This window comes from Streptomyces sp. DH-12 (genome assembly GCF_002899455.1).
Classification (GTDB): Bacteria; Actinomycetota; Actinomycetes; order Streptomycetales; family Streptomycetaceae; genus Streptomyces.
This window is the reverse complement of record NZ_PPFB01000001.1, coordinates 5,905,476-5,915,000: the sequence shown is the minus strand read 5'-3', so window position 1 is coordinate 5,915,000 and position 9,525 is coordinate 5,905,476. Positions and strand designations below refer to the sequence as shown.

Below are 9,525 nucleotides of genomic sequence, written 5' to 3'. Positions count from 1 at the left end.
GAGCTGAGCTTCGTCGCCGACGAGCAGGCGATGGACGTCGTGCTGGAGATGGACAAGAAGCCGGGCCTGTTCAGCGAGGGCAGCGACACCTTCCGCTCCTTCCAGGTGGGGCTGAACGACTACCAGGGGACCGACTGGGCGGCGTACCTGAACCAGTGGCTGTCGGAGGTCGGTTCCAAGCGCAACTGGTTCTAGGCTCGTTCGCGACTGAACGTCATCGATCAGGAGGTACCGAGGTGACCGAGCTCAAGCGGCGGCCGCTCCCCCATGACTTCCATCCGCCCGTGCCGTCGTTCACGGTGACGAGCGACGATGTGACGGAGGGGGCGACGCTCAAGGACGCTCAGGTCCACGCGGCGGGCAACACGTCGCCGCACCTGCGGTGGGAGGGTTTCCCGCCGGAGACCAAGAGCTTCGCCGTGACCTGCTACGACCCGGACGCCCCGACGGGCAGCGGGTTCTGGCACTGGGTGGTGTTCGACATCCCGGTCTCGGTGACCGAGCTGCCGGCCGGCGCCGGCAGCGGCTCGTTCGAGGGTCTTCCGGAGGGCGCCGTCCACGCGCGGAACGACTACGGCACCAAGGAGTTCGGCGGTGCCGCTCCGCCGCCCGGTGACGGTCCACACCGGTACGTGTTCACGGTGTACGCCGTGGACCAGGAGAAGCTGGGTCCGGACGCGGACGCCTCTCCTGCCGTGGTCGGTTTCAACCTGCGGTTCCACACGATCGCGCGCGCGCAGCTGATCGGTGAGTACGAGGTGCCCGCGGAGTCCTGAGTCCTCCGCGCGACGCCGGACGTGTCCGGGACGTTTGCCCGCCCCTGGTCTTGGAATTGATCAGGGGCGGGCATTTTTTCCGCCGGGATCCCCGGGGGTCGTCTCCCGTGGGAGCAGCGGATATTGCGTTGTCCATCTCGGTGTGCCCGGCCAGAGTTGTTCCAGCTCGCCGAGGGGCGGGCCGGTGCGCACGGGAGGTGGGCTGGTATGCGGGACACGCTGGTGCTGAACGCGAGCTTCGAGCCGTTGTCGACGGTGACGCTGAACCGAGCCGTCGTTCTGGTGCTCCAGGACAAGGCCGTCGTCGAGCAGGCCCACCCCGAACTGCGGATGCGGGGAGCCGCGGTCGACATACCGGCGCCCCGGGTGATCAGGCTCTGCCAGTACGTGCGGGTGCCGTTCCGAAGACGTGCGCCGTGGTCGAGGCGGGGTGTGCTGGTGAGGGACCGTCACCGGTGCGCGTACTGCGGGCGCAGGGCGACGACCGTGGACCACGTGGTGCCGCGGTCGCTCGGCGGGCAGGACACCTGGCTGAACACGGTGGCGTCGTGCGCGGAGGACAACCACCGCAAGGCCGACCGGACGCCGGAGCAGGCGGGGATGCCGCTGCTGCGTGAGCCGTACGAGCCGACGCCGGCGGACGCGATGCTGCTGGCGCTCGCCAGGGACGACTTCGAGGCGCTGCCTGACTGGCTGGCGCTGGAGGCTGCCTGAGACCCGCCCCCGGACGCACACGGTCCCCGCGCCCCTGAGGGGTGCGGGGACCGTGTGCGTCCGGGGGCGGGTCTCAGTCGATGGTGGGCTTCTCGCGGCGCTCCTGGGCGGGGACGTTGACGGTGGTGCCGTTGCCGCCGCCGGGGGCGCCGCCCATGGCCCCGAAGTTGCCGACCGCGCCGGAGAGGCCCTTGAGGGCGTCGCCGATCTCGCTGGGGACGATCCAGAGCTTGTTGGCGTCGCCCTCGGCGATCTTCGGGAGCATTTGGAGGTACTGGTAGGAGAGCAGTTTCTGGTCCGGGTCGCCGGCGTGGATGGCCTCGAAGACCGTGCGGACGGCCTGGGCCTCGCCCTCGGCGCGCAGCGCGGCGGCCTTGGCCTCACCTTCGGCGCGCAGGATCTGGGACTGCTTCTCGCCCTCGGCGCGCAGGATCTCGGACTGCCGGACGCCCTCGGCCTGGAGGATGGCGGCGCGCTTGTCGCGGTCGGCGCGCATCTGCTTCTCCATCGAGTCCTGGATGGAGGTGGGCGGTTCGATGGCCTTGAGCTCGACGCGGTTGACGCGGATGCCCCACTTGCCGGTGGCCTCGTCGAGGACGCCGCGCAGGGCCGCGTTGATCTCCTCGCGGGAGGTGAGGGTCCGTTCCAGGTCCATGCCGCCGATGATGTTGCGCAGGGTGGTGACGGTGAGCTGCTCGATGGCCTGGATGTAGCTGGCGACCTCGTAGGTGGCGGCCCGGGCGTCGGTCACCTGGTAGTAGATGACGGTGTCGATGTTGACGACCAGGTTGTCCTGGGTGATCACCGGCTGCGGCGGGAAGGGGACGACCTGCTCGCGGAGGTCGATGCGGTTGCGGATGGTGTCGATGAACGGGACGACGATGTTGAGGCCCGCGTTGAGCGTCCGCGTGTAGCGGCCGAAGCGCTCGACGATGGCGGCGCTGGCCTGTGGGATGACTTGGATCGTCTTGATCAGGGCGATGAAGACCAACACCACCAGGATGATCAGGACGATGATGACCGGTTCCATCGTCGGTTCCCCGAACCCTTCTTAGCCTCGGCGCCTATGGCAGGTCGTTGTGCCTGTGCACGGTCGTGCGGTTGTAGATCTTGCTGGTCGAGTCTGTCAGACCGCGGGGCCAACCGGGGGCGTGTTCGCACCGGTTGTGTCGTACGGGAGGTGCGGGATCACATGATGATCGCGGTGGCCCCCTCGATGTCCACGACGTCGACCTCCTGGCCGGCCTCGTAGGAGCGGCCCGCGTCGAGCGCGCGGGCGGACCAGACCTCGCCCGCCAGTTTGATGCGGCCGCCGCTGCCGTCGACGCGTTCGAGGACGACGGCCTGCCTCCCCTTCAGGGCGTCGACGCCGGTGACGAGTTCGGGCCGCTGGGACCGGTGTCTGCGGGCGATGGGGCGGACGACGGCGATCAGCGCGGTCGAGACGACGGCGAAGACCGCGACCTGGGCGACGGCGCCGCCGCCGAAGATGCCGGAGACCAGTGCCGCGGCGACGGCGCCCACCGCGAGCATGCCGAGTTCGGGCATCGCGGTGATCACGAGCCCGATGCCGAGTGCCGCCGCGCCGATCAGCCACCACAGCCATGCGTCGATGTCCACGACGTCATGGTAGAACCGCGCACCCGGTCACGGACAGGGCACCGGTCGGCCGAACGGGCCGTGCCGTGCCGGGTGTTGTGCGCGGGGTGGTGCGGTTCAGCTCATCGGGAGGCCCTGGGCGGTCCAGCGGTCGCCGACCTGCTCGACGACGAGCGGGAGGCCGAAGCACAGGGACAGGTTGCGGCTGGTGAGTTCGAGCTCGAGCGGGCCGGCGGCGAGGACCTTGCCCTGACGGATCATCAGGACGTGGGTGAAGCCGGGGGCGATCTCCTCCACGTGGTGGGTGACCATGATCATGGAGGGGGCGATCGGGTCGCGTGCGAGGCGGCCGAGACGGCGCACCAGGTCCTCGCGGCCGCCGAGGTCGAGGCCGGCGGCGGGCTCGTCGAGGAGCAGCAGCTCGGGGTCGGTCATCAGGGCGCGCGCGATGAGGGTGCGCTTGCGCTCGCCCTCGGAGAGGGTGCCGAACTTGCGGTCCAGGTACTCGGACATGCCGAGGCGGTCGAGGAAGGCGCGGGCGCGCTGCTCGTCGATGTCCTCGTACTCCTCCTGCCAGCCGGCGGTCATGCCGTAGGCGGCGGTGAGCACGGTCTGCAGGACGGTCTGCTTCTTGGGCAGCTTGTCCGCGAGGGCGATGCCCGCCACGCCGATGCGGGGACGCAGCTCGAAGACGTCGGTGCCGGGGCGGCCGAGCGTCTCGCCGAGGATGGTGGCGGTGCCCTTGCTCGGGTGGAGGTAGCTGGACGCGATGTTCAGCAGGGTGGTCTTGCCGGCGCCGTTGGGGCCGAGGATGACCCAGCGCTCCCCCTCCTTGACCGACCAGGAGACCTGCTCCACCAGAGCCCGGCCCTCGCGGACCACGGATACGTCCTGAAGTTCCAGAACATCGCTCATGAGCGCCTTGTCTCCCCTTGCAGTGTGGCCGGTCTCGGCTGTCGCGTACGCCTGGTGGGTCGGTCCGCCGCACCCGTGGGCGGGAGCCCCTCATGAAATCTACGCCACCGGTCGACCCGGACATTCCATCGGTCCGGTTTCCGGGTGCTGTCTAAGGTGTACGCATGCTCTCGGAACCACGCTCCGGTCGTCTCGCCGCTTGGGGCAACGCCCTTCTTGCCGGACTCGTCTCCCCGGACGAGGCGGTCCTCGCCGCCGTCGGGGAGGACGCGGTGCACCGGGTGGAGGGGGTGCCCGGGGAGCAGGCGCCGGTGGGGCTGACGCTGGCCCTGGGGCGGCTGCGGGGGCTCGGGGTGTCGGGGCTGCGGGTGGCGTTGCCGGCGCCGGGGCATCCGCTGGGGCTGAGCGGCCCGCCGGAGTTCAACGCGCGGGCGCTGGAGGCCGGGGAGGCCGTGGTGTGCCAGGGGGCGGCGCTGGGGCTGGTCCCGGAGGTGACGGAGGCCGGGCCCGAGGGCGATGTGCATGTGGAGGTCCTGTGGCACTGTCTGCCGGTGCGGGAGGCGCCGCCCGCCGACGTGCCGTCGCTGGGTGAGGCGGAGCGGGAGCTGGCGGAGGCGCTGCGGGAGGCGACGGAGGTGCTGACGCGGCTGGACGTGGCCGGGTCGGGTCCGGTCGCGGAGGCGGCGATCGACGCGTACCGGGCGCGGGCCATGGCGTCGCGGGGGCGGGACGTGCTGGCGCCGGGGTATCCGCCGCGCGCGGTGCGGGTGCTGGAGCTGGCGCAGCGGGTGGGCGCGCTGGTGTCGCTGGCGACGGAGCACGGGCACGGCGGCGCGGTGAGCGCGTCGGAGATGTCGGCGCGGGCGCTGGCGCTGCGGCCGGTGGAGCGGACGGCCCGGCGGGCGCTGGTGGCCGCGTACAACGCGTTCGTGGAGGAGCGCGGGGGGCGCTGAGCCCGGACGCGGGCCCTGGGGGCCGGTCCTCGGCGCGGTCCCTGGACAGGGGCGAGCCCCGGCGCCGGGTGGGGGCGGGCGGCCGGGGCCGGCGGCGGGAGGCGTCAGTCGTTGACGGCGACGTTGCCGAAGGCCGGGTTCAGGACGCCGATGACGTTGACGCTGTTGCCCGACACGTTGACCGGGACGTCGACCGGGATCTGGACGAGGTTGCCGGAGACGACGCCCGGGGAGCCCACGGCCTTGCCGTCCGCGTGGCTGCCCTCGGTGGCGGAGGCCATGCCCGTGCCGGCGGCGAGCAGACCGCCGGCCACCATCGTCACGGCCGCTGCCTTCTTCAGGTTCTTCACTTTCCGAGCCCTCCTTGCGACGACCGCGGCAGGCGCCGCGGTCCGCACTGGGCAACGCGCGGCGCCGGCAAGCGATACGGCCCTCCGCGGGGCATTCCCCCTACGGTATGAATCTCGCACCGGAGGGGAACCTTCCGGGTGATGGCGGACGTCGGTGATCACCCGCTGAGACCGTGCCGTACGGCCCACAGCGCGGCCTGGGTGCGGTCCGCCAGGTCGAGCTTCATCAGGATGTTCGACACATGCGTCTTCACCGTCTTCTCGGAGAGCACGAGGGCGCGGGCGATCTCCCGGTTGGCTCGGCCGTCCGCGATCAGCCCGAGCACCTCGCGCTCCCGCTCGGTGAGCGAACCCGCGCGTCCCGTGCCGGGACCGCTCTCCTCCTGGGACAGCAGCGCGCCCGCCACCTCCGGCTGGAGCAGCACGTGCCCGGCGTGCACGGAGCGGATGGCGCCGGCCAGCGCGTCGGGGTCGATGTCCTTGTACACGTAGCCGGCGGCGCCCGCGCGCAGGGCGGGGACCACCGTGCGCTGCTCGGTGAAACTGGTGACGATCAGCACCCGGGCCCGGTGGTCGAGCTCACGCAGCCGGCGCAGCGCCTCCACGCCGTCCACGCCCGGCATCTTCACGTCCATGAGGATGACGTCGGGCTGGAGCTCCCCCGCCAGGGCGACCCCCTCCGCGCCGTCCGCGGCCTCGCCGACGACCTCGATGTCGTCCTGCACCTCGAGGAAGGTGCGCAGACCGCGCCGGACCACCTGGTGGTCGTCGACCAGCAGCACCTTGATCGCGTCAGCCACCGGGGACCTCCATCTCGATGACGGTGCCCTTGCCGGGCGCCGATTCCACGGTCAGCCTGCCGCCGACCCCGCTCGCCCGGTCCCGCATGGAGACCAGGCCCAGGTGGCGGCCCGCGCGGCGGACGGCGTGCGGGTCGAAGCCGCTGCCGTCGTCGCCGACCCGCAGGACCGCCCCGTTGCCGCGCCGCTCCAGGGTCACGTCGACGTGCTTCCCGCCGGAGTGGCGCAGGGCGTTGTGCAGTGCCTCCTGGGCCACCCGCAGCATCGCCTCCTCCTGGGCCGCGGGCAGGGCGCGCACACCGTGTCCGGTGAAGGTGACGCGCGCGCTCTGGGCGCGGTCGAGCACCTGCACCTGGGTGCGCAGGGTGGCGGCCAGCCCGTCCTCGTCGAGGGCGGCGGGGCGCAGTTCGACGACCGCCGCGCGCAGTTCGTCGGCGGCCTCCGCGGCCAGTTCCGCCACCTGCTGCAGCTCGCCCTTGGCGCGGGCCGGGTCGCGGTCCACGAGACGGGCGGCGGCCTGGGCGGTGAGCCGCAGGGAGAACAGCTTCTGGCTCACGGCGTCGTGCAGCTCGTGGGCGAGCCGGGAGCGCTCCTCTGCGATGGTCAGCTCGCGGCTGCGCTCGTAGAGGCGGGCGTTGGTGAGGGCGATGGCGGCGTGCTGGGCGAGGATGCCGAGGAGTTCCTCGTCGTCCTCGGTGAAGCCGCAGGCGCCTTCCGGCTTGGGGCGCCTCTTGTTGGCGAGGAACAGGGCGCCGAGCACCTCGTCGCCGTCCCGCACGGGCAGGCCGAGGAAGTCGACCAGGTCGGGGTGGGCGCTGGGCCAGCCCCCGAAGCGGGGGTCGCGGCGCACGTCGGCGAGGCGCTGCGGGGCGGCGTCGTCGAGCATCGCGGCGAGGATGCCGTGCCGGCGCGGCAGGGGGCCGATGGCCTTCCACTGCTCGTCGCTGACGCCGTCCACCACGAACTGGGCGAAGCCCCCGTGGTCGTCGGGCACGCCGAGCGCGGCGTACTGGGCGTCGAGGAGGTCGCGCGCCGAGACGACGATCGTCTTGAGGACGTCGCGCACCTCGAGGTGCCTGCTCATGGCCAGCAACGCGGAGCTCACCGCGGCGAGGCCGGACCGGGGGCCGTGGCTCATGTCCTCACGGTACCGGCGGCGCCCGGCCCGGCGGATCGGGCCGGTGTCCGCCCCTCTCCCCCGTCGCTGGTCCTAGGTCCCGGGTCCGGGGCCGGCCGCCGCGGCCCGGGACCCGGGGCGGGGGCGTGCCGTCGTAGGCCGAAGGGACCCGGGCGGCTGCGTCCCGCGGCCGAGGCGGCGCCCGGGCCCGGCTTCCTACGGTGATCGCACGCCGACACGGCGGGACGGCACGACGGACGAGGGGACGGTTGTCATGCCGGTAGCGATCATCACGGGCGCCTCGAAGGGGCTCGGACGGGCGCTGGCCCTGGGGCTGGCGGAGCGGGGCTGGGACCTGGTGCTCGACGCGCGGGGCGAGGACCGCCTGGCGGAGACGGCGGTACTGGCCGCACGGCACGGCACGCGGGTGACGGCGGTGCCCGGGGGCGTCACGGACCCCGCGCACCGGGCTGAGCTGGTGGCGGCGGCCTGGCGGCTGGGCGGGGTGGACCTGCTGGTGCACAACGCGAGCGCACTGGGCGCCGAGCCGCTGGTGCGGCTGGCGGAGCTGCCGCTGGAGGGGCTGCGGCGGGCGCTGGAGGTGAACCTGGTGGCGGCGCTGGGTCTGGTGCAGGAGGCGCTGCCGCTGCTGCGGACGGCCCAGGCGGGCGCGGTGCTCATGGTGAGCTCGGACGCCGCCGCGGAGGCGTACCCGACGTGGGGCGGGTACGGGGCGTCCAAGGCGGGGCTGGACCGGCTGGCGGCGGTGCTGGCGGAGGAGGAGCCGGGGCTGCGGGTGTGGGCGGTCGACCCCGGGGACATGGCGACGGACCTGTACGCGGCGGCCGTGCCGGACGACGACGGTCCGCGGCCGGAGCCGGACGCGGTGGTGCCGGGCTTCCTGCGGCTGCTGGACGAGCGGCCGGCCAGTGGCCGTTACGGCGCCCCGGCGCTGCTGGAGGGACGGCGGTGACGGTCACGTTCCGGGTGCCGGAGGAGCTGTCGGCGCGGGTGCCGGCGGAGCGTCGGGCCCCCGGCCGGGACCGGGACGCGGTGCGGTTGCTGGTGTCGCGGGGCGCCGAGGTGTCGCACCACGCGTTCGCGGAGCTGCCGCTGCTGCTGCGCGCCGGCGACCTGCTGGTGGTGAACACCTCGCCCACGCTGGCGGCGGCCGTCGACGGCCGGACCGGCGACGCGCGCGTGGTGGTGCACTTCTCCACCCGGGGGGACGACGAACGCTGGGCGGTCGAGCTGCGGAACCCGGACGGGCGGGGCACCACGCGCGTGCGCGCGGGTACGCGTGCGGGTACGGAGGTGCGGCTCGCCGGGGACGCGCGGCTGTGGGTCGAGGAGCCGCTGAGCGCGGGGTCGCCGCGGCTGTGGTGGGCGCGGGTGTCGCGGGACGTGCCGGGGCTGCTGCGGGAGCACGGGCGGCCGATCCGGTACGCGTACACGGAGCGGGACCAGCCGCTGTCGGCGTACCAGACGGTGTTCGCGCTGCCGTCGCGGGACGGCTCGGGGAGCGCGGAGATGCCGAGCGCGGGGCGTCCGTTCACCGCGCGGACGGTGACGGAGCTGGTGAGCCGCGGGGTGTGGTTCGCACCGGTCCGGCTGGACACGGGGGTGGCGTCGGCGGAGGCGCACGAGCCGCCGTACCCGGAGCGGTTCGCGGTGCCGGAGGCGTCGGCGCGGCTGATCGGCGCGGTGCGGGCGGGCGGCGGCCGGGTGATCGCGGTGGGGACGACGGCGGTGCGGGCGCTGGAGTCGGCGGCCGGTTCCGACGGGGCGGTGCGGGCCCGCGCGGGGTGGACGGATCTGGTGGTCACCCCGGAGCGGGGGGTGCGGGTGGTGGACGGGCTGCTGACGGGGCTGCACGAGCCGGAGGCGTCGCACCTGTCGATGCTGGGGGCGGTCGCGGGGCGGGAGGCGGTCGGGCGGGCCTACGAGGAGGCGCTGCGCGGGCGTTACCTGTGGCACGAGTTCGGGGACGTGCACCTGTTGCTGCCGTCCTGAACGGGGGCCGTGGAGCATCTCACACAGCGCGTTGCGGCAGCAACACGCGGTGAGGGGGGAGGGGGGCGGGTGTGAGGCCGCGCATAGGGTGCACATCACGTACGAAGTGGAGTAGGAGCGACATACCGCCCACATGAACGGGGCGAACAGCCCGATCTGCCCGGTTTCGCACCCCCCTGATCCACTACCCGGCTTCGTAGGTCACATCTTTGCCGAGCGATTTTGCGGCCGCTAAGAATGGCTGCGTCGCTCAACGCCGTGGGTTCTCGCCCGCGGCGTTCGTGTGCC

At 73.2% G+C, this 9,525-nt stretch carries 11 protein-coding genes and 1 pseudogene (1 of these 12 cut by a window edge); 6 read left to right on the top strand and 6 right to left on the bottom strand.

Annotated elements, in window-relative coordinates; all coding sequences use genetic code 11:
* From C1708_RS25565 to C1708_RS25555, 3 genes are all read left to right on the top strand, one after another.
* Positions 1-195: the end of a sporulation protein gene (locus tag C1708_RS25565; RefSeq protein ID WP_106414890.1), read on the top strand. 588 nt of this gene lie to the left of the window's left edge; 195 of the gene's 783 nt are visible here — the last part of the coding sequence; its start codon lies beyond the left edge, outside the window; its stop codon occupies positions 193-195.
* A gap of 41 nt (positions 196-236) precedes the next feature.
* The gene (locus C1708_RS25560) at positions 237-776 is read left to right on the top strand and encodes a YbhB/YbcL family Raf kinase inhibitor-like protein (RefSeq protein WP_106414889.1); all 540 of its coding nucleotides are present in this window, start codon (positions 237-239) and stop codon (positions 774-776) included.
* A gap of 207 nt (positions 777-983) precedes the next feature.
* A complete protein-coding gene (locus C1708_RS25555; RefSeq protein WP_106414888.1) occupies positions 984-1,490 on the top strand; it encodes an HNH endonuclease in 507 nt (168 codons plus the stop codon).
* A 73-nt stretch (positions 1,491-1,563) separates the two neighbouring features.
* On the opposite strand, the gene C1708_RS25550 is transcribed toward C1708_RS25555, so the two are convergent.
* The 3 genes and pseudogenes from C1708_RS25550 to C1708_RS25540 form a co-directional block, all read right to left on the bottom strand.
* Complete coding sequence (locus tag C1708_RS25550; protein ID WP_106414887.1) at positions 1,564-2,520, bottom strand: SPFH domain-containing protein; 957 nt, start codon at positions 2,518-2,520, stop codon at positions 1,564-1,566.
* Between the two features lie 158 nt (positions 2,521-2,678).
* Positions 2,679-3,110 carry an NfeD family protein gene (locus tag C1708_RS25545; protein ID WP_106414886.1) on the bottom strand — a complete coding sequence of 144 codons (432 nt, stop codon included), beginning with the start codon at positions 3,108-3,110 and terminating at the stop codon, positions 2,679-2,681.
* Positions 3,111-3,473: 363 nt separating this feature from the next.
* Positions 3,474-4,004: pseudogene (locus tag C1708_RS25540) on the bottom strand (ABC transporter ATP-binding protein); the annotation flags it as partial.
* Between the two features lie 164 nt (positions 4,005-4,168).
* On the opposite strand from C1708_RS25540, the gene C1708_RS25535 reads away from it, so the two are divergent.
* The gene (locus C1708_RS25535) at positions 4,169-4,957 is read left to right on the top strand and encodes an Rv1486c family protein (protein WP_106414884.1); all 789 of its coding nucleotides are present in this window, start codon (positions 4,169-4,171) and stop codon (positions 4,955-4,957) included.
* 104 nt (positions 4,958-5,061) lie between these two features.
* On the opposite strand, the gene C1708_RS25530 is transcribed toward C1708_RS25535, so the two are convergent.
* From C1708_RS25530 to C1708_RS25520, 3 genes are all read right to left on the bottom strand, one after another.
* The gene (locus C1708_RS25530) at positions 5,062-5,307 is read right to left on the bottom strand and encodes a chaplin (protein ID WP_106414883.1); all 246 of its coding nucleotides are present in this window, start codon (positions 5,305-5,307) and stop codon (positions 5,062-5,064) included.
* A 158-nt stretch (positions 5,308-5,465) separates the two neighbouring features.
* Entirely contained in the window at positions 5,466-6,107 is a 642-nt protein-coding gene (locus tag C1708_RS25525) for a response regulator (RefSeq protein WP_106414882.1), read from the bottom strand.
* The gene (locus C1708_RS25520; RefSeq protein ID WP_106414881.1) at positions 6,100-7,245 is read right to left on the bottom strand and encodes a GAF domain-containing sensor histidine kinase; all 1,146 of its coding nucleotides are present in this window, start codon (positions 7,243-7,245) and stop codon (positions 6,100-6,102) included. Before C1708_RS25520 ends, C1708_RS25525 begins: the two co-directional genes overlap by 8 nt.
* 253 nt (positions 7,246-7,498) lie before the next feature.
* On the opposite strand from C1708_RS25520, the gene C1708_RS25515 reads away from it, so the two are divergent.
* Positions 7,499-8,197 (top strand): SDR family NAD(P)-dependent oxidoreductase, encoded by a 699-nt coding sequence (locus C1708_RS25515; RefSeq protein ID WP_106414880.1) that lies wholly within the window; start codon positions 7,499-7,501, stop codon positions 8,195-8,197.
* Positions 8,194-9,237 carry an S-adenosylmethionine:tRNA ribosyltransferase-isomerase gene (locus C1708_RS25510; protein WP_106414879.1) on the top strand — a complete coding sequence of 348 codons (1,044 nt, stop codon included), beginning with the start codon at positions 8,194-8,196 and terminating at the stop codon, positions 9,235-9,237. Before C1708_RS25515 ends, C1708_RS25510 begins: the two co-directional genes overlap by 4 nt.
* Positions 9,238-9,525 lie beyond the last annotated feature (288 nt).